This window comes from Pseudomonas sp. AM4(2022) (genome assembly GCF_036346515.1).
Taxonomy (GTDB): domain Bacteria; phylum Pseudomonadota; class Gammaproteobacteria; order Pseudomonadales; family Pseudomonadaceae; genus Aquipseudomonas; species Aquipseudomonas paracarnis.
Map to the genome: position 1 here is coordinate 18,186 of NZ_JAOTNW010000018.1, position 18,399 is coordinate 36,584.

Sequence of the window (18,399 nt, forward strand, 5' to 3'; positions counted from 1 at the left end):
TCATTTCCTCGGGTCGAACGCATCGCGAGCGGACTCGCCGATAAACACCAGCAGGCTCAACATGATCGCCAGCACCGCAAAGGCACTCATGCCCAGCCACGGCGCCTGCAGGTTGGATTTGCCCTGGGCCACCAGCTCACCCAGCGACGGCGAACCTGCCGGCAGCCCGAAGCCGAGAAAGTCCAGGGCGGTGAGGGTGCCGATGGCGCCGGTGAGAATGAAGGGCAGGAAGGTCATGGTCGAGACCATCGCGTTAGGCAGGATGTGACGGAACATGATTGCGCCGTTCTGCATGCCCAGCGCCCGCGCCGCGCGCACGTATTCCAGGTTACGCCCGCGCAGGAACTCGGCGCGCACCACATCCACCAGGCTCATCCAGGAAAACAGCAGCATGATCCCCAGCAGCCACCAGAAGTTGGGTTGCACGAAGCTGGCCAGGATGATCAGCAGGTAGAGCACCGGCAAGCCGGACCAGATCTCCAGGAAACGTTGCCCGGCCAGGTCGACCCAACCGCCATAAAAGCCCTGCAAGGCGCCGGCAATCACCCCGATGATCGAGCTGAGTATGGTCAGGGTCAGGGCGAAGAGCACCGACACGCGAAAGCCGTAGATCACCCGCGCGAGCACATCGCGCCCCTGGTCATCGGTGCCCAGCAGGTTGACTGAGGACGGTGGTGCCGGGGCCGGGACTTTCAGGTCGTAATTGATGCTCTGGTAGCTGAACGGAATCGGCGCCCACAAGGTCCAGGCGTCCTTGGCCTTGAGCAGTTCCTGGATGTACGGGCTCTTGTAGTTGGCTTCCAACGGGAATTCACCGCCGAAGGTGGTCTCCGGGTAGCGCTTGAGCGCCGGGAAGTACCAGCCGCCGTCGAAGTGCACTGCCAGGGGCTTGTCGTTGGCGATCAACTCGGCGCCAAGGCTCAGCACGAACAGCACCAGGAACAGCCACAGCGACCACCAGCCACGCTTGTTGGCCTTGAACCGCTCGAACCGGCGGCGATTGAGGGGGGACAGGTTCATCTCAATGCTCCCGGCTGGCAAAGTCGATACGCGGATCGACCAGGGTGTAGGTGAGGTCGCCGATCAGTTTCACGATCAGCCCCAGCAGGGTGAAGATAAACAGCGTGCCGAATACCACCGGGTAGTCACGGTTGATCGCTGCCTCAAAGCTCATCAGGCCCAGGCCGTCGAGGGAGAAGATCACCTCCACCAGCAACGAGCCGGTAAAAAAGATGCCGATGAAGGCCGAAGGGAAACCGGCGATCACCAGCAACATGGCGTTGCGGAATACGTGGCCATACAGCACCCGGCGATTGGTCAGGCCCTTGGCCTTGGCGGTGACCACGTACTGCTTGTTGATCTCGTCGAGAAAGCTGTTCTTGGTCAGCAGGGTCATGGTCGCGAAGTTGCCGATCACCAGGGCGGTGACGGGCAGCGCCAGGTGCCAGAAGTAATCGAGGATCTTGCCGCCCCAGCTCAACTCTTCGAAGTTGTTGGAGGTGAGCCCGCGCAAGGGGAACCAGTCGAAATAACTGCCACCGGCAAACACCACGATCAGCAAAATCGCAAACAGGAACGCCGGTATCGCATAGCCGACGATGATCGCCGAGCTGGTCCACACATCGAAATGGCTGCCGTGGCGCGTGGCCTTGGCGATCCCCAGGGGGATAGACACCAGGTACATGATCAGGGTGCTCCATAACCCGAGGGAAATGGATACCGGCATCTTTTCCTTGATCAGGTCGATGACCTTGGCATCCCGGAAAAAGCTGTCACCGAAGTCCAGCTGGGCGTAGTTCTTGACCATGATCCACAAGCGTTCCGGCGCCGACTTGTCGAAGCCGTACATCTTTTCGATTTCCTTGATCAGCGCCGGGTCCAGGCCCTGGGCGCCACGGTAGCTGGAACCGGCCACCGCGACTTCGGCCCCGCCGCCAGCAATGCGGCTGGTGGCGCCGTCGAAGCCTTCGAGCTTGGCGATCATTTGCTCCACCGGGCCGCCGGGAGCGGCCTGGATGATGACGAAGTTGATCAGCAAGATCCCGAACAGCGTGGGGATGATCAGCAACAGGCGGCGAACAATATAGGCCAGCATTTAATCGCCTCCGCTCGCCGCATCGGCGCGTGTGTCCAGGGGGACGGCAGGTGTGACGTCGGGTTTGCTCCACCAGGTCGCAGTGCCGACGTCGTAGCGTGGCGAGACCTTGGGGTGGCCCAAGTGGTCCCAGTACGCGACGCGGAAGGTCTTGATGTGCCAGTTGGGGATCACGTAGTAGCCGAACTGCAATACGCGATCCAGCGCCCTGGCGTGGGCGATCAGGCTTTGCCGCGAACCGGCGTCGATCAACTCTTCCACCAACTGGTCGACGGCGGGGTCCTTGAGGCCCATGTAATTGCGGCTGCCGGGCTTGTCGGCGCTGGAGGATTTCCAGAACTCGCGCTGCTCGTTACCCGGCGAGGTGGATTGCGGGAAGCTGCCCACCAGCATGTCGAAGTCGCGGGAACGCAGGCGGTTGACGAACTGCGAGACGTCCACCCGACGAATCACCAGGTCGATGCCCAGGTCTGCCAGATTGCGCTTGAACGGCAGCAGGATGCGCTCGAACTCGGTCTGGGCCAGCAGGAACTCAATGGTCACCGGTTTGCCGGTACTGTCGACCATTTTGTCGTCAACAATCTTCCAGCCCGCTTCTTGCAGCAGTTGGTAGGCCTCGCGTTGCTGGGTGCGGATCATGCCGCTGCCGTCGGTGTGGGACGGTTCGAATGCCTGGGTGAAGACTTCGCCAGGGATCTTGTCGCGCAGCGGCTCGAGAATTGCCAGCTCGTCCGGGCCGGGTAGGCCGGTGGCGGCCATTTCCGAGTTTTCGAAATAGCTGCGGGTACGGGTGTAGGCACCGTTGAACAGCTGCTTGTTGCTCCATTCGAAATCCAGCAACAGGCTGATGGCCTTGCGCACCCGCACGTCCTGGAACATCGGCTTGCGCATGTTGAACACAAAACCCTGCATGCCGGTGGGGTTGCCGTTGGGAATTTCTTCCTTGATCAAGCGGCCTTCTTTTACCGCTGGAATGTTGTAGGCATTGGCCCAGTTCTTGGCGCTGAACTCCAGCCAGTAGTCGAACTGCCCGGCCTTCAAGGCTTCCAGGGAGACGGTGCTGTCGCGGTAGTAATCGGTGATGCGGGTATCGAAGTTGTAGAAGCCCTTATTGACCGGCAGGTCCTTGGCCCAATAATCCTTGACCCGCTCGTAGCGAATCATACGGCCTGGCTTGACCTCGGCCACCTGGTAAGGCCCGCTGCCCAGGGGAACTTCCAGGTTGCCCTTGGAAAAATCCCGGGTCGCCCACCAGTGTTTGGGCAGCACTGGCAATTGCCCCAGGATCAGCGGCAACTCGCGGTTGTTGGTGCGCTTGAACTTGAACAGCACGCGCAACGGGTCTTCGGCCACCACCTCATCGACGTCGGCGTAGTAGTTGCGGTACAGAGGGTTGCCTTCCTTGATCAGGGTCTGGAAGGTGAACACCACGTCTTCAGCGCGGATCGGGTGGCCGTCATGGAAGCGCGCTTCGGGGCGCAGATAGAAGCGCACCCAGCTGTTGTCCGGGGCTTTTTCGATCTTGCCGGCCACCAGGCCGTATTCGGTGATGGGCTCGTCCAGGCTCTGCATGGCCAGGGTGTCGTAGATCAGCGGCAGGTTGTCTGCCGGCACGCCCTTGCTGATATAGGGGTTGAGGCTGTCGAAGCCGCCCATGGCCGATTCGCGGAAGGTGCCGCCCTTGGGGGCGTCGGGGTTTACGTAGTCAAAATGCTTGAAGTCGGCGGGGTACTTGGGGGGCTCGTTGTAGAGGGTCAGCGCATGTTGTGGCGCGGCTTGGGCCGCGGTGCACAGCAACAGGCTGGCGAGCAGGGTAGTACGCAAGGACATCATTGGGCTTTCTCCGAAGCTTTCAGCCACCACGCGCTCAGGCCCAGGCTATAGGGCGGCGTGGTGACAAAGGCGAACCGGTTGCGGTACGCCAGGCGATGATAGTTGAGGTACCAGTTGGGAATGCTGTAGTGCTGCCACAGCAGCACCCGGTCCAGGGCGCGGCCGGCAGCCAGTTGTTCTTCGCGGGTCTGTGCCGCCAGCAGTTGGTCCAGCAGGTGGTCGACCACAGGGTTGGCGATGCCGGCGTAATTCTTGCTGCCTTTGATTGCGGCCTGGCTGGAGTGGAAGTACTGCCACTGCTCAAGACCGGGGCTCAAGGTCTGGTTGAGAGTCATCAGAATCATGTCGAAATCGAATTGATCGAGGCGCTGTTTGTACTGTGCGCGGTCAACGGTGCGCAAGCGGGCGTCGATGCCGATGCGGGTCAGATTTTCGACATAAGGTTGCAGGATGCGCTCAAGGTTCGGGTTGACCAACAGGATTTCCAGGCGCAGCGGCTGCCCGTCCTTATCCAGCAGGCGCTGCCCTGACAGTTTCCAGCCAGCCTCGCCTAGCAGGGCCAGGGCCTGGCGCAGGGTTTCGCGGGGGATGCCGCGACCATCGGTGTGCGGCAGGCTGAACGGTTGGGTAAACAGCGCGGCCGGCAGTTGGTCGCGGTAGGGCGAGAGCATCAACCACTCATGGCCCAGGGGCAGGCCGGTGGCCGAGAATTCACTGTTGGGGTAATAGCTCACCGAACGCTTGTAGGCGCTGCTGAACAGGGTGCGGTTGGTCCATTCAAAATCGAACATCAACCCCAGGGCTTCACGCACCTTGACCTGGCTGAACGCCGGCCGCCGGGTATTCATGAACAGGCCCTGGCTCTGGGTGGGGATCTGATGGGCGATCTGCGCCTTGATCACATCACCGCGGTTCACCGCCGGAAAGTGGTAGCCCGTGGCCCAGTTCTTGGCCTGATGCTCGATATAAATATCAAATTCACCGGCCTTGAAGGCTTCAAAGGCCACGTCGCTGTCGCGATAGAACTCCACTTCGACCTTGTCGTAGTTATAGAAGCCCTGGTTGACCGGCAGGTCTTTGCCCCAGTAATCCTTGACCCGTTCAAACACCAGTTGCCGCCCAGGCGCAACCTTGGTGATGCGATAAGGCCCACTGCCCAGGGGCGGCTCGAAGGTGGTGGCCTTGAAGTCACGGTTTTTCCAATAGTGCTGGGGCAGCACCGGCAGTTCTCCCAGGCGCAGGATCAGCAAGGGGTTGCCGGCGCGCTTGAACACAAAGCGGATGCGGTGGGGGTTGAGGATATCGACCCGGGCCACTTCCTGCAGGTTGGTGCGGTACTGCGGGTGGCCTTCGGTCAGCAGGGTGCGATAGGAAAACGCCACGTCATCGGCGGTGATCGGCTTGCCGTCGTGAAAGCGTGCTTCGGGGCGCAGATTGAACACCACCCAACTGCGGTCCTCGCTGTATTCCACCGATTGGGCAATCAGGCCATAACTGGAGGTGGGTTCATCGCCGGACGGCGCGTATTGCCCGGTGCCCACCATCAAGGGTTCATTGAGCTCGTTGACGCCGTACTGCAGGAAGTTGGCGGTGGAAACCGGGCTTGAACCTTTGAAGGTATAGGGGTTGAGCGTATCGAAGGTGCCAAATGCCATCACCCGCAATGTCCCGCCTTTGGGCGCTGCAGGGTTTACCCAATCGTAATGGGTGAATTTGGCCGGGTACTTGAGTGTGCCGAACTGCGCGTAACCGTGGCTCTCGGTGGTCGCCGCGTTCGCCGCAAAGCTCAAGGCCAGACTTATTAGTAGAAGGAGGGGACGCTTCAAGTCAGAGATCCGATCCAGGCGGCTTGGGCTTTATGATCGGTACAGTAACAGCTTGTTCCGGTTGGAAAAAGGCTGTCGGGAAGGCCATGTTGCGGACTGCGAGCTATTGGGCGGTGTGAAGGTCAAATGTGGGAGCTGGCTTGCCTGCGATAGCATCGACTCGGTGCCTGGGACATACACCGAGGTGTCTGCATCGCAGGCAAGCCAGCTCCTACATTGATTTATCTTGGCCCGGAAACCACCAGCATCTGCCCAGGCTTCAACGCCTGGCCGGTGCGCGGGTTCCAACGCTTGAGGTGTTGCATCTCGACGTTAAAGCGTTTGGCCACCATGTACAGCGAGTCACCTTTCTTGACCTTGTACTGCACCGGTTTTTTCGCCGCAACTTTGCGCGTGTCCTGCATCACCAGGGTCTGGCCGACCTTGAGGGCCTGGCCGTTGAGCTTGTTCCAGCGCTGCAGGTCATGCACATCGACCTTGTTGGCCTTGGCAATCAGGGTGAGGTTGTCGCCACTGCGCACCTTGTAGCTGCGGGTGCGCCCGGCAACCGCCTTGGTCTCGACTTCGTCGAACACCGGCTTTTTAGGGCGCATGCTCAGCAATTCTTCCGGCTTCATCGTCGAAAGGGTGCTGGTCAGCAGCTGGGCCTTGGAGGTCGGCACCAGCAGATGCTGGGGGCCGTCCAGGGTGGTGCGTTGCTTCAAGGCCGGGTTGAGCTGGAACAGTTCGTCTTCGTCGATCTCGGCCAGCGCGGCAACCCGTGACAGGTCCATGCTTTGCTTGACTTCAACGACCTCGAAGTACGGTGTGTTGGCAATCGGGTTCAGGTTGACGCCGTAGGCTTCGGGCGCCAGTACTACCTGGGACAAGGCCAGGAACTTGGGCACGTAGTCCTTGGTTTCCTGAGGCAGGGGCAGGTTCCAGTAGTCGGTGGGCAGGCCGAGCTTTTCGTTGCGCTCGATTGCCCGGCTGACCGTGCCTTCGCCGGCATTATAGGCCGCCAGGGCCAGCAGCCAGTCGCCGTTGAACATGTCATGCAGACGCGTCAGGTAGTCCAGGGCGGCGGTGGTGGAGGCGGTGATGTCGCGACGGCCATCGTAGGCGCGGGTCTGGCGCAGGTTGAAGTAGCGCCCGGTGGAGGGAATGAACTGCCACAAGCCGACCGCATCGCTGCGCGAATAGGCCATTGGGTTGTAGGCACTTTCAATCACTGGCAGCAGCGCCAGCTCCAGGGGCATGTTGCGTTCTTCAAGGCGTTCGACGATGTAATGAATGTAGAGGCTGCCGCGTTCGCCGGCATTCTCCAGAAAGGAGGGGTTGCTGGCGAACCACAGGCGCTGTTGCTCGATGCGTGGGTTGACGCCGACACCGTCTTGCAATTGAAAGCCCCGACGCATGCGTTCCCAGACGTCCTGGGGCACTTCGGGGCTGGGCTTCTCTGATAGCCAAATAGGTTTTTGCTTGATCTTGGCAGCAAGATTCGGTTTGGGTTGCACGGTGGATTGTGCAGCGTAATGAGTCGATTGGCAGCCCGCCAGAGTTGCGGAAACGGCCACCGCCACGGCTTGAGCCAGGCGGGTCAATGCGTCTGAAGAAATGGATTTACGAATAGATGACGACATTGGCTGGAAGTAAGTTCCGGGCAAAAATGTCGGGCGATTCTAGAAAGCGCTTTGGTTCCGGTCAACCATTCAGAAATTACGTATCAGATTGCATCTGGTTAGAACTTATCTTTCCAAGCCCTCAAGCTAGCAAACACCTCGGCCCCAGAGCGGTTGTCGCGGCCGTTCCGTTCGTCCGCTTTTTGTTTAACGGATGTTTCAGCGGTGCGCAGAAAAGGGTTAGTACGTTTTTCCAGAGCCAGGTTGGATGGCAGCGTCATCTCGCCACGGGCTCGAAGTTGGGCGACATTTTCCACCCGTTCGGCGATGTCGGCGTTGTGCGGTTCCACGGCTTGGGCAAATTTTAAGTTACTTTGCGTGTATTCGTGGGTGCAGTACACCTGCGTATCGGCGGGCAGGGCGGCCAGGCGTTCCAGGGAGCTGTACATCTGTTCCGGCGTGCCCTCGAAGAGGCGACCGCAACCGGCAGCGAACAAGGTATCGCCACACAGCAACACGCCTTGATGGTAAAAGGCGATGTGGCCGAGGGTGTGGCCTGGCACGGCGTACACGTCGAAGTCCCAGCCCAGCACACTGATACGGTCGTTATCGTGCAAGGCCACATCCCGCGCCGGGATCTTTTCGTTGGCCGGGCCGTAGACCTTGGCGGCGGTGGCATTTTTCAGTTGCTCGACACCGCCTACATGATCATGGTGATGATGAGTGACCAGAATATCGCTGAGTGTCCACTCGGCATTCTGCTTGAGCCAGGCCAGTACTGGCGCGGCATCGCCGGGGTCGACCACGGCGCAGCGCCGGGTCGTGGGCTCTTGTAACAACCAGATGTAGTTGTCGGTGAAGGCGGGTAGGGCACTGATCTGTATCATTCTTCGATTCGCCAAGCTGAACACATTGGTGCATCTTAGAACGTCTAGGCGAGTTGGAGAATGCAATGACTGATAAAGCGTTCGCCCAGGCCGATCCTGAGTGGCTGGCCCTGATCAGCGCGGCCCGCGAATGGTTGTCCGGGCCGATTGGGCAGTTTTTGCTGGAAGAAGAGCGGCGCATGCTCGAAGACGAGCTGGGCCGGTTCTTTGGTGGCTACCTGGTGCATTACGGGCCGTCGGCCGACACGCCGCCCTCGGCGCCGCAGGTGCAACGCAATGTGCGCCTGGGCGCGCCGTTGCCGGGGGTGGAAATCGTCTGCGAGGAACAAGCCTGGCCCTTGAGCGAACACGCCGCCGATGTGGTGGTGTTGCAGCACGGCCTGGACTTCTGCCTGTCGCCCCACGGTTTGTTGCGCGAAGCGGCGAGCAGCGTGCGCCCTGGTGGCCATTTGCTGATTGTCGGCATCAACCCCTGGAGCACTTGGGGCCTGCGCCGTGTGTTCGCCCATGACGGGCTGCGCCAGGCGCGTTGCATCGCGCCATCACGGGTGGGCGACTGGCTCAACCTGCTGGGCTTCGCGCTGGAGAAACGCCGCTTCGGGTGCTATCGTCCGCCGCTTGCGACTGCCAAGTGGCAGGGCCGCCTGGCTGGTTGGGAACGCCGCGCAGGGGCCTGGCAGCTGTCGGGTGGCGGCTTCTATTTGCTGGTTGCACGCAAGATCGTGGTCGGGCTGCGACCGGTGCAACAAGTACGCCGCGAGCCGATCGGCAAGCTCGTGCCGATGCCGTTGGCCAAGGTCAACCGCGAACAACGCGAACCGTAAAACCTCTTTTTGATTTCAGGCCGAATAACCGATGACCGATAGCGTAGAACTCTTCACCGATGGCGCCTGCAAGGGCAACCCCGGCCCTGGCGGCTGGGGCGCCTTGCTGGTGTGCAAGGGCGTGGAGAAGGAACTGTGGGGCGGCGAAGCCAATACCACCAATAACCGCATGGAACTGATGGGCGCGATTCGCGGCCTCGAAGAGCTCAAGCGGCGCTGCAACGTACTGCTGGTGACCGACTCGCAATATGTGATGAAGGGCATCAACGAGTGGATGGTCAACTGGAAAAAACGCGGCTGGAAGACAGCGGCCAAGGAACCGGTCAAGAACGCCGACCTGTGGCAATTGCTCGATGAGCAGTGCAACCGTCACGACATCACCTGGAAATGGGTGCGCGGGCACATTGGCCACCCTGGCAACGAACGTGCCGACCAGTTGGCCAACCGTGGCGTGGATGAAGTGCGCGGCTACAAGCAGAGCTGAATCAGCGACACCGCAGCGGCCGTTCGAGCCGCTGCTTTACTGCCGCCATCGCGCGTGGCGAATCTACTAGCACGGCATTGAGCTTCAGGCAGGCAGCGGCGCGATAGTCGTCAGCGTTGTTGACCCCAATCGCCAGAATATTCGATTCGCCGTTGGCGCGAAAACAGTCGACAGCCTGGGGCGTCCACAGCTTGGCATTCACCGCTGAGCGGGCCTCACCGAGGGTGAACGTTTCCACCACATCCACTGTGCGCTGGTACTCGAACGCTACCCAACCGCCGGGTTGCGGAGTCGGTTTGCAACTGTTTGCCAGGGCGACATTGGCCAGGCGTTCACGGGTCCGGTCCCTGGATTCGAACAGCCGGGCCTTGGGGTATTGGGCGAACGCTTGCTGGTAGCTGGCGTCGGTGGAGTAGATCCACACGCGGTCCCAGGCGTGATTTTGCTCCAGTACGCGGGCGACAGCTGCGGCCTGGGTCGCGGCCGGCAGTGCTTTCATGTCGAGGATGATCGGGGTGGTTACTGGAATCGCTGTGAGCGCCTGTTGCAATGAGGGCAGCGGTACGGTGCGGGCGCGATATGGATAGGTCACGCGGCCATCCGCTGCAGCTTGCTTGAACTGCCAGCCGGCGTTGAGTTGTTGCAACTGCGCCCAGGTTTTCTCTGCGACCGCGCCGGTACCCTGGGTATTGGCACTCAAGTCGGCGGGTCGGTACAACACGGGTACGTCTTCACGACTCAGTTGCACGGTCAGCCACAGCATGTCGACGTTATGGTGCAAGGCGTCCTGAATCGCCAGTAGCGTGTTCTCCGGAAAGTCCGCCGTGCCACCTCGATGGGCTACGATCAGCGGCAGCTGGGGGCCTGCGATGTCGGGAGCTTGTGCAGTGGAACAGCCACCGAGCAGGAGGCTGGCCAATAGCAGCGCTGGCGTGTATCGAGCTTCAATCATTGAGGGGCACCTTTGGCAGCGGTGTCCGGCATACTGCCGGGCAGGCCTGATTGGTAAACGAAAGGCACCATTATTTAATTACTATCGGCCAAATGCTAACGGGAGTGCGGAATGTCCTCTTTACCTCATGCCGATGTCCAGGCATTTCTTGACGAAGCAGTAGAGAGCGAGCCGCAAGGGCTGACGTACACGCCACCACGCATTTCACAGATGATCCGTCGTACGTTGCCGCCCTGGGGGGCGATTGAGTGCGTGCAGGTGGCGCATCGCCCACATCGCTTTGAAATGCGCCGTGCGCAGCATCAGTTTGCGCTGTATCGCCAGGGTTCGGTCAGCGATGGCGAGGTCAGCATCGACGGCTTGCGCATGGCTGGGCCGAGGGCTCTGGACCAGTTCGTCGATTTTATTCCGGCCGGTGCCTTATTCGAAGGGTGGACGGGTGAGCGTGCCAGGGTCGGCTATGCCCTGGTGTCGATTGATGAGGATCAATTGGCGGCAGTCTGCCCGACCTATCGTGTTCAAACGGATCTCAAGCCGCTGATCAGTTGCCATGATGCTTTTTTGCGGGGATTGCTGGAGCGTTTGGATCAGGTCGTGCGTAGCGGCAAAACCGATGCCCTGTACCTGGAAACCCTGGTGATGCTGTTGATGCAGGAAGTGCGTGCGCTGCAACAACTGCCGGAGGTTGTGCCGGTTAATACCGGTGAGTTCGGGCCGGTGCAGCGCCAACGTTTGATCGACTACATCGAGGCATCCCTGGCCAACGAAGTCCGCCTGGCTGACTTGTCGAACATCGTCAACCTCAGCCCTTATCATTTCTCTCGGGTCTTCCGGCGTTCGTTCGGCATGTCACCGTACCAGTACCTTTTGCTGTGTCGCGTCAATCGGGCCAAGCACTTGATTACCACCACTGACCGCAGCCTGTTGGACATTGCCCTGGACACCGGGTTTGCCGGCGCCAGCCAGTTCTCCCGCGCGTTCCGGCGCATCGTTGGGCAAGCCGCCAGCCAGTTGCGTCGTCCCTAGGCGCCGAACATTGCGCAATATGTGTCAACACAACAGCAGGCAAGGCAAAGCGGCCTGCACAGCTGCTCGTTAGTCTGGCTTCAACGGTTGGTTACCCGGTAACCGACTTCAAGCCATTCGCTAGCGTGAGGTAACAGGCATGATGATGTTTCGTAGGTGGGCACTGGGTATAGGGATCGCTACAGCGGTTTTTTCCATTGGGGCTAACGCTCAACCCAGTCCCGTCATCAAGAAGCAAGATGGTCTCTACTATCTGGCTCCGGACTACACCACCGCCGACGTGGCGGACTTTTATTGGCGCAGCCTGAATGGCTGGTCGGAACATCCGGCCGAGATGGCCAAGTACTACCAGCACGATGGGGTTTACGCTCTGGCCTATGCACCGGTCGATGATTTTCCAGATGTCGGCTTCAAGCGTGCCAATAAAGGGCGCCAGGAACTGACTGATTACTTCACCAACTTCAGCAAGCAGTTGGGTAACTTGAAGTACAGCGACCCCAAGACCTGGACCTTGCTTGAGAGCACCGAAAAGGGCACCTACGTCTTTGAGTACACCAGCGATGGGGTGATTCGCGCCAGTGGCAAGCCCTACCATCAGGCCTTTATCGCTATTCTGCGTATGGCCAAGGATGGGCAAATCCAGTCCGTGCGCGAGTATTGGGACCCCTATGTGGCTTTGCGGGACTTTGGTTTGATCAAAAAGAGTCCGTAATCGTTGGGGTTTACAGGGCCAGGATCGCATGGGCGAGTTGCTCGTCCGTGCATCGCAGGTCCACTCTCGTTTGGCGAATGTGCCGTAAGGCTGACTCCAACTGGACACCGCGTATTGCACCCTCGCTTGCGACAAACGATGCGGCATCGGCCTTGGCCGCCAGCACAATCTTGTCGTCCTTGAAGCTGCTGCTGGTGCCGCCCGTGGCACTCATAGACAGGCTCACCAAGGCGTCAGTGGTCATCACGAAACTGGTGGCTTGCGCACCGGCAGCGCTGAACAGGCAGGGGATGAGCAGCCACTTCAGGTTGAACATGAGTCAGTGAATTCCGTATCTGGAGGAGGCGCGCAGGTTAGCGACGAGGGACGTAGAAAACCGCAGCAAGTTTGCGAAACCTTGTAAATAACTGTTGGGTGTCCACCGGTGATTGGGTGCCATGGGCGCTTCGTTTACAGAGCGTGCTAATATCCCGCCCCTTGAACTGTACCGAACCGTTGAGAGCTGAACCCTGATGGCCATCCGATCTGTTGTACTCGATACCGAAACCACCGGCATGCCGGTGACCGATGGTCACCGGATCATCGAAATCGGCTGTGTCGAACTGATGGGGCGCCGCCTGACCGGCCGCCACTTCCACGTCTACCTGCAACCGGACCGTGACAGTGACGAAGGGGCGATTGGCGTCCACGGCATCACCGATGAATTCCTCAAGGGCAAGCCACGGTTTGCCGAAGTGGCCGATGAGTTCTTCGAGTTCATCAATGGCGCCCAGTTGATCATTCATAACGCCGCGTTCGACATCGGCTTCATCAACAACGAATTTGCCCTGATGGGGCAGACCGACCGTGCGGACATCTCCCAGCACTGTACGATCCTCGATACCCTGATGATGGCCCGCGAGCGTCATCCGGGCCAACGCAACAGCCTCGACGCCTTGTGCAAGCGTTATGGCGTCGACAACTCCGGCCGTGAACTCCACGGCGCCTTGCTCGACTCCGAGATCCTGGCCGACGTTTACCTGACCATGACCGGCGGGCAGACCAGCCTGTCCCTGGCCGGTAACGCGTCCGATGGCAGCGGTTCGGCGGAAGGCTCGGGCAACCGCCCTTCGGAAATCCGCCGCTTGCCAGCTGATCGCAAACCGACGCCGATCATCCGTGCCAGCGAGCAAGACCTGGCCGAGCATGCGGCGCGGCTGGAGGCGATTGCCAAGGCGGCCGGTGCGCCGGCGTTGTGGACTCAGTTGACCCAACAGTAGCCACGATGTGGGCTCTCTGTAGGAGCGAGCTTGCTCGCGAAAAACGTCAACGATAACGCGTGTTTCCTGAGTAAACGCGGCGCCTGTGAGATTTTCGCGAGCAAGCTCGCTCCTACAGAGGGCATTGAGGCAAACCGGGCGCCACAGTCTATCTCTATCGCCTGTGAAATCTTCATTCGCCACATCTGCTTCCAGCTTCTACCCTTGTGCAAAGCCTCCGGAGTAAGAGTGCTCATGTACAAAGACCTGAAGTTCCCCGTTCTGATCGTGCACCGTGACATCAAGGCCGACACCGTTGCCGGTGACCGGGTTCGAGGCATCGCCAGGGAGTTGGAACAGGAGGGCTTCAGTATTTTTTCTGCGGTGGACTATGCCGAAGGGCGGCTGGTGGCCTCCACCCATCACGGCCTGGCCTGCATGTTGATCGCCGCCGAAGGCGCCGGGGAAAACACCCATCTGTTGCAAAACATGGTGGAGCTGATTCGCCTGGCGCGGCTGCGTGCACCCAACCTGCCGATCTTTGCGTTGGGCGAGCAAGTCACCCTGGAAAACGCGCCCGCCGACGCCATGAGCGAGCTCAACCAACTGCGCGGCATTCTTTATCTGTTTGAAGACACCGTGCCGTTTCTGGCGCGCCAAGTCGCCCGCGCCGCACGCACCTACCTGGATGGCCTGTTGCCGCCGTTCTTCAAGGCGCTGGTGCAACACACCGCCGACTCCAACTATTCCTGGCACACCCCCGGCCATGGCGGTGGCGTGGCCTATCGCAAAAGCCCGGTGGGGCAGGCGTTTCACCAGTTCTTCGGCGAGAACACCCTGCGTTCGGATTTGTCGGTGTCCGTGCCCGAGCTGGGCTCGCTGCTCGATCATACCGGGCCCTTGGCCGAAGCCGAGGCCCGCGCCGCGCATAACTTTGGCGCCGACCATACGTTCTTCGTGATCAACGGCACATCCACCGCCAACAAGATCGTCTGGCATTCCATGGTGGGGCGCGATGACCTGGTGTTGGTGGACCGCAATTGCCACAAGTCGGTCTTGCATTCGATCATCATGACCGGCGCGATCCCGCTGTACCTGTGCCCGGAGCGCAACGAGCTGGGGATCATCGGCCCTATCCCCCTGAGCGAATTCAGCCCCGAGTCGATCCGCGCCAAGATCGACGCCAGCCCCTTGACCCGCGGGCGGCTACCGAAAGTGAAGCTGGCGGTGGTGACCAACTCCACCTACGACGGTCTGTGCTACAACGCGCAATTGATCAAGCAGCAACTGGGCAACAGCGTCGAGGTGCTGCACTTTGATGAGGCCTGGTATGCCTATGCTGCCTTTCACGAGTTCTTCGCTGGGCGTTATGGCATGGGCACCTCGCGCACGCCGGACAGCCCCTTGGTGTTCACCACCCACAGTACGCATAAGTTGTTGGCGGCCTTCAGCCAGGCGTCGATGATTCACGTGCAGGACGGCGGCGCACGCCAACTGGACCGTGACCGCTTCAATGAAGCCTTCATGATGCATATCTCCACCTCGCCGCAATACAGCATCATCGCTTCGCTGGATGTGGCCTCGGCGATGATGGAAGGCCCGGCCGGGCGCTCGCTGCTCCAGGAAATGTTCGACGAGGCCTTGAGTTTTCGCCGTGCCCTGGCCAACTTGCGCCAGCATATCGCGGCCGAAGACTGGTGGTTTTCCATCTGGCAGCCACCTTCGGTCGCGGGCATCGACCGGGTCGCCACGGCGGATTGGTTGTTGCACCCTGGGGATGAATGGCATGGCTTTGGCGACGTGGTCGAAGACTACGTATTGCTGGACCCGATCAAAGTCACGCTGGTGATGCCTGGCCTCAACGCCGGAGGGGCCTTGAGCGAGTGCGGGATTCCCGCCGCAGTGGTCAGCAAGTTCCTCTGGGAGCGCGGTCTGGTAGTGGAGAAGACTGGGCTGTATTCGTTCCTCGTGCTGTTCTCCATGGGCATTACCAAAGGCAAATGGAGCACCTTGCTCACCGAGTTGCTGGAGTTCAAGCGTAGCTACGATGCTAATGTCAGCCTGGCCAGTTGCTTGCCATCGGTGTATGCCCAAGGCCCGGCGCGTTATCAAGGCCTGGGGCTGCGCGACCTTTGCGACCAGTTGCACAGCTGTTACCGTAGCAATGCCACGGCCAAGCACCTCAAGCGTATGTATACGGTATTACCGCAAATCGCGATGAAACCCGCCGATGCCTACGACCAGTTGGTCAGGGGTGAGGTAGAGGCGGTCTGCATCGATGCCTTGGCGGGACGCATCGCCGCCGTGATGCTGGTGCCTTACCCGCCGGGCATACCACTGATCATGCCCGGCGAACGCTTCACCGAGTCAACCCGTTCAATCATCGATTACCTGGCATTTGCCCGCACGTTCGATAGCAGTTTCCCCGGTTTTGTCGCGGATGTGCATGGGCTGCAACACGAAGATGACGGCAGTGGCCGTCGTTACACCGTCGATTGCATCAAGGGTTAAGGAAGTTTATGCAAGCTGTGATGAACCCGAAGTATCCAGGGCTCAGTGTGCGAGTCGCTGACGAAGGTTTTGACGCCTATGTGTGGGGCAACGATTTCAGCTTTGAAGTCAGCGCGTATGGGGTGCCGCAAATGGGCCAGCGCGTCGACCAATGGCCGGTGGAGCGCGTGCTGCCGTACCGCAAGTGCTATGGCATCGACCCGGAAGAATTCGCCAGTTTTCGTGATGCCGCCGACAGCTCGATCTTCATGGCGTACCTGGATGACCGCGCAGTGGGGCATATCGTGGTCAGCACCAACTGGAACGGTTTCGCCCATGTTGACGAGTTGGCCGTGGCGTTACCGGCGCGCCGACATGGCGTGGCCAAGTCGCTGTTGGACGTGGCGCAGTTCTGGGCTCGCAAGAAGAACCTGCCGGGCATGATGCTTGAGACCCAGAACAACAACCTCGGCGCCTGTCGCCTGTATGAGCGTTGTGGCTATGTAATGGGCGGCATCGATCAACTGCGTTATCGCGGGATTGACCCGCAAACCCGTGAGGTCGCGATTTTCTGGTACCGGTTGTTCAAAACGGAAGTGGAAGCGCTCTGACCCCTGTAGGAGCGAGCTTGCTCGCGAAAAACGCCAAAGCGCCACGTTTCATCAGGATGAACGTGTGATCGTTCACGTTCTTCGCGTTCAAGCTCGCTCCTACAGGGGCTTGGTGTCGTTGCCAAGCAGGCTTTCGGCCTTCTGGATGACGATCTCCAGCAGCGCATTCAATGCCGGTGAGGGCGCAGCGTCTTTCAAGGTCAGTGCATACAGGTTGACCACTATCGGTGGTGACACCGGGCACGCATCAAGCCCGGCCTCGCGTGCACCCAAGGCAGTGAACGGGTCGACAATCGCCAGGCCTTCTCCGGCCTCCACCAGGCCGCGCATCATCGGGTAGGTTTGCACCCGCGTCTGCACCACGGGCAGCGGCCGCAGGGCGTGCAACTTGGCATCCAGCAAGCGGCTGAGCGGGTCATGGCCTTCAAGGCCGATCAACGACTGGCCGGCCAACTCCTGCAGCGCAATGTACTTTTGCTTGGGCTTGAGCCAGCCGTGCGGGGCCAGCAACTGCAATTTGCCTTGGGCCAGCACCACGCTCTGAATATGGGTGTGTTCTGGGTCATGCAGGCTCAGGCCCACATCGGCTTCATGCAACAGCAGGCTGTTGATGATCTCGCCAACTGGCTGGCTCGACAGGTTGCACGGCATGTCCTGGAAGCGTCGACGCAGTGCAGCAATGCTCTGCGGCAACAGTTGGTTGGCCAACGGCGGCGTGCAGAGCGCGCGCAGGGGCGGCGCATGATGGTGTTTCAAGCGGCTGGCAAGGCGTTGCAACGGCTCCAGGGCTTCATACAGAGCAGTGATTTGTGCCTGCAATTCCAGGGTTTCCCGCGTGGCTTGCAAGCGCCCGCGCACGCTGGCGAACAGCATGAAGCCCAGTTGCTGCTCAGCGTCCTTGAGGGTGGCGTCTACTTCGCCCACGGGAAGTTGCAACCACTCGGCGGCGGTGCCGAGATGGCCGGTCTGCAAGATGGCCTGAATCACTTCGATATGACGTAAACGCATGGCCGGAGTCTATGTGCAGTGCGCAGGGGTTTCAATGGCGCAGGCCCTCGTGCGCAAAAAAGACTGCCGGGGTCGTCCCGGCCTATGGTGCTCAGCCAGGGCCCCATTAGAATGGCGGGTCTGATCAGCAACGACCCCTGCCGGTTTCCCGGTACTTAAAATAAAAAACAGGTCTGGTCTCATATGCCTCAACCCTCGACGTTCTTCGGGGTAACGGCCAAGCAACTCCTGGTCCTGGTGACCGTGGGAGGCCTGGCGGCTTACTTCTTCAATCATCAGGATGAACCGACGCCGGACAACCTCGCACTGGAAACCTTTATCCGTTCCCAGCAACAGGTGGGCGAGCAGGTGGGCGCAGTAGTGGGGATCACCCTGGTCAGGGAGGTCGAGGCTTACCCCGCGTACAATGCGGCAGGTTACAAGCGCTCGATGTATAGCGTACAAGGGGAGCACGGCCAGGTGCTGGTGACGCTCAAGCAAGACGAGCAGGGCATAGAGGTGACGCAGATCCGCCGTCCATGAGCGTCCCCAGCCCAGTCGCCAGGACTGAGCAGGTGAACAAGGCAAGCGCTCAGGAGGCGAGGGTGGTCTTGGACTCGCGCACGAGAATGGTGCCCGACTGGATCAGTTTGAATTCGTCACCTTCCAGCTTTTCTACGCGGTCGCCAATGGCCAGCTTGTAGGTCGTGGTGGGCGTCGATCCCGCCAGGTCGCCTTGCGCCGGGTTGGATTCCTGGAACTCATGCACCGAATACACGCGGCCTTCCGCGTCTCTGGCATGAAACTGTCCAACAAGTACTGCAGCCATCTGT

Annotated in this window: 18 protein-coding genes; 8 read left to right on the forward strand and 10 right to left on the reverse strand. The window is 60.2% G+C overall.

Annotated features, from left to right (window positions below; all coding sequences use genetic code 11):
* The 6 genes from ODQ19_RS21590 to gloB all read right to left on the reverse strand — a co-directional run bounded on the left by ODQ19_RS21590 (window position 1) and on the right by gloB (window position 8,242).
* Window positions 1-1,020: an ABC transporter permease gene (locus ODQ19_RS21590; protein ID WP_003190688.1), complete on the reverse strand. Its 1,020-nt coding sequence runs from the start codon at window positions 1,018-1,020 to the stop codon at window positions 1-3.
* Window position 1,021: 1 nt separating this feature from the next.
* Window positions 1,022-2,095 carry a microcin C ABC transporter permease YejB gene (locus ODQ19_RS21595; RefSeq protein ID WP_034126078.1) on the reverse strand — a complete coding sequence of 358 codons (1,074 nt, stop codon included), beginning with the start codon at window positions 2,093-2,095 and terminating at the stop codon, window positions 1,022-1,024.
* On the reverse strand, window positions 2,096-3,928 hold the full coding sequence (locus ODQ19_RS21600) for an extracellular solute-binding protein (protein WP_330211150.1): 1,833 nt from the start codon (window positions 3,926-3,928) through the stop codon (window positions 2,096-2,098).
* Entirely contained in the window at window positions 3,925-5,754 is a 1,830-nt protein-coding gene (locus ODQ19_RS21605) for an extracellular solute-binding protein (RefSeq protein WP_330211151.1), read from the reverse strand. Before ODQ19_RS21605 ends, ODQ19_RS21600 begins: the two co-directional genes overlap by 4 nt.
* A 221-nt stretch (window positions 5,755-5,975) precedes the next feature.
* Window positions 5,976-7,376, reverse strand: coding sequence for a transglycosylase SLT domain-containing protein (locus tag ODQ19_RS21610; protein WP_003190692.1), 1,401 nt, complete (start codon window positions 7,374-7,376; stop codon window positions 5,976-5,978).
* 98 nt (window positions 7,377-7,474) lie between these two features.
* Window positions 7,475-8,242 (reverse strand): hydroxyacylglutathione hydrolase, encoded by a 768-nt coding sequence (gloB, locus tag ODQ19_RS21615; RefSeq protein WP_330211152.1) that lies wholly within the window; start codon window positions 8,240-8,242, stop codon window positions 7,475-7,477.
* Window positions 8,243-8,307: 65 nt separating this feature from the next.
* Between gloB and ODQ19_RS21620 the strand changes: the two genes are divergently transcribed.
* Window positions 8,308-9,066 carry a class I SAM-dependent methyltransferase gene (locus tag ODQ19_RS21620; RefSeq protein ID WP_116667767.1) on the forward strand — a complete coding sequence of 253 codons (759 nt, stop codon included), beginning with the start codon at window positions 8,308-8,310 and terminating at the stop codon, window positions 9,064-9,066.
* 31 nt (window positions 9,067-9,097) lie between these two features.
* Window positions 9,098-9,550: a ribonuclease HI gene (gene rnhA / locus ODQ19_RS21625; protein ID WP_003173571.1), complete on the forward strand. Its 453-nt coding sequence runs from the start codon at window positions 9,098-9,100 to the stop codon at window positions 9,548-9,550.
* A gap of 1 nt (window position 9,551) precedes the next feature.
* On the opposite strand, the gene ODQ19_RS21630 is transcribed toward rnhA, so the two are convergent.
* Window positions 9,552-10,502: a glycerophosphodiester phosphodiesterase family protein gene (locus ODQ19_RS21630; RefSeq protein ID WP_330211153.1), complete on the reverse strand. Its 951-nt coding sequence runs from the start codon at window positions 10,500-10,502 to the stop codon at window positions 9,552-9,554.
* 111 nt (window positions 10,503-10,613) lie between these two features.
* Between ODQ19_RS21630 and ODQ19_RS21635 the strand changes: the two genes are divergently transcribed.
* Entirely contained in the window at window positions 10,614-11,528 is a 915-nt protein-coding gene (locus ODQ19_RS21635; protein ID WP_057709842.1) for an AraC family transcriptional regulator, read from the forward strand.
* A gap of 139 nt (window positions 11,529-11,667) precedes the next feature.
* Complete coding sequence (locus tag ODQ19_RS21640) at window positions 11,668-12,240, forward strand: nuclear transport factor 2 family protein (protein ID WP_330211154.1); 573 nt, start codon at window positions 11,668-11,670, stop codon at window positions 12,238-12,240.
* Between the two features lie 10 nt (window positions 12,241-12,250).
* Here the strand turns inward: ODQ19_RS21640 and ODQ19_RS21645 are convergent, their stop codons facing one another.
* Complete coding sequence (locus tag ODQ19_RS21645; protein ID WP_330211155.1) at window positions 12,251-12,556, reverse strand: DUF2388 domain-containing protein; 306 nt, start codon at window positions 12,554-12,556, stop codon at window positions 12,251-12,253.
* Window positions 12,557-12,758: 202 nt separating this feature from the next.
* Here ODQ19_RS21645 and dnaQ point away from each other — a divergent pair, with 202 nt between their 5' ends.
* The 3 genes from dnaQ to ODQ19_RS21660 all read left to right on the forward strand — a co-directional run bounded on the left by dnaQ (window position 12,759) and on the right by ODQ19_RS21660 (window position 16,579).
* Window positions 12,759-13,499, forward strand: a complete 741-nt coding sequence (dnaQ, locus tag ODQ19_RS21650) for a DNA polymerase III subunit epsilon (RefSeq protein ID WP_164692278.1) — start codon at window positions 12,759-12,761, stop codon at window positions 13,497-13,499.
* A gap of 234 nt (window positions 13,500-13,733) precedes the next feature.
* On the forward strand, window positions 13,734-15,989 hold the full coding sequence (locus ODQ19_RS21655) for an Orn/Lys/Arg decarboxylase N-terminal domain-containing protein (RefSeq protein ID WP_116667764.1): 2,256 nt from the start codon (window positions 13,734-13,736) through the stop codon (window positions 15,987-15,989).
* A gap of 20 nt (window positions 15,990-16,009) precedes the next feature.
* Window positions 16,010-16,579, forward strand: coding sequence for a GNAT family N-acetyltransferase (locus ODQ19_RS21660; protein ID WP_330211193.1), 570 nt, complete (start codon window positions 16,010-16,012; stop codon window positions 16,577-16,579).
* 99 nt (window positions 16,580-16,678) lie between these two features.
* On the opposite strand, the gene ODQ19_RS21665 is transcribed toward ODQ19_RS21660, so the two are convergent.
* The gene (locus tag ODQ19_RS21665; protein WP_330211156.1) at window positions 16,679-17,587 is read right to left on the reverse strand and encodes a LysR substrate-binding domain-containing protein; all 909 of its coding nucleotides are present in this window, start codon (window positions 17,585-17,587) and stop codon (window positions 16,679-16,681) included.
* A 183-nt stretch (window positions 17,588-17,770) separates the two neighbouring features.
* Between ODQ19_RS21665 and ODQ19_RS21670 the strand changes: the two genes are divergently transcribed.
* Window positions 17,771-18,109, forward strand: coding sequence for a hypothetical protein (locus ODQ19_RS21670; protein WP_330211157.1), 339 nt, complete (start codon window positions 17,771-17,773; stop codon window positions 18,107-18,109).
* Between the two features lie 49 nt (window positions 18,110-18,158).
* Here the strand turns inward: ODQ19_RS21670 and ODQ19_RS21675 are convergent, their stop codons facing one another.
* On the reverse strand, window positions 18,159-18,395 hold the full coding sequence (locus ODQ19_RS21675; RefSeq protein WP_032875971.1) for a hypothetical protein: 237 nt from the start codon (window positions 18,393-18,395) through the stop codon (window positions 18,159-18,161).
* Window positions 18,396-18,399 lie beyond the last annotated feature (4 nt).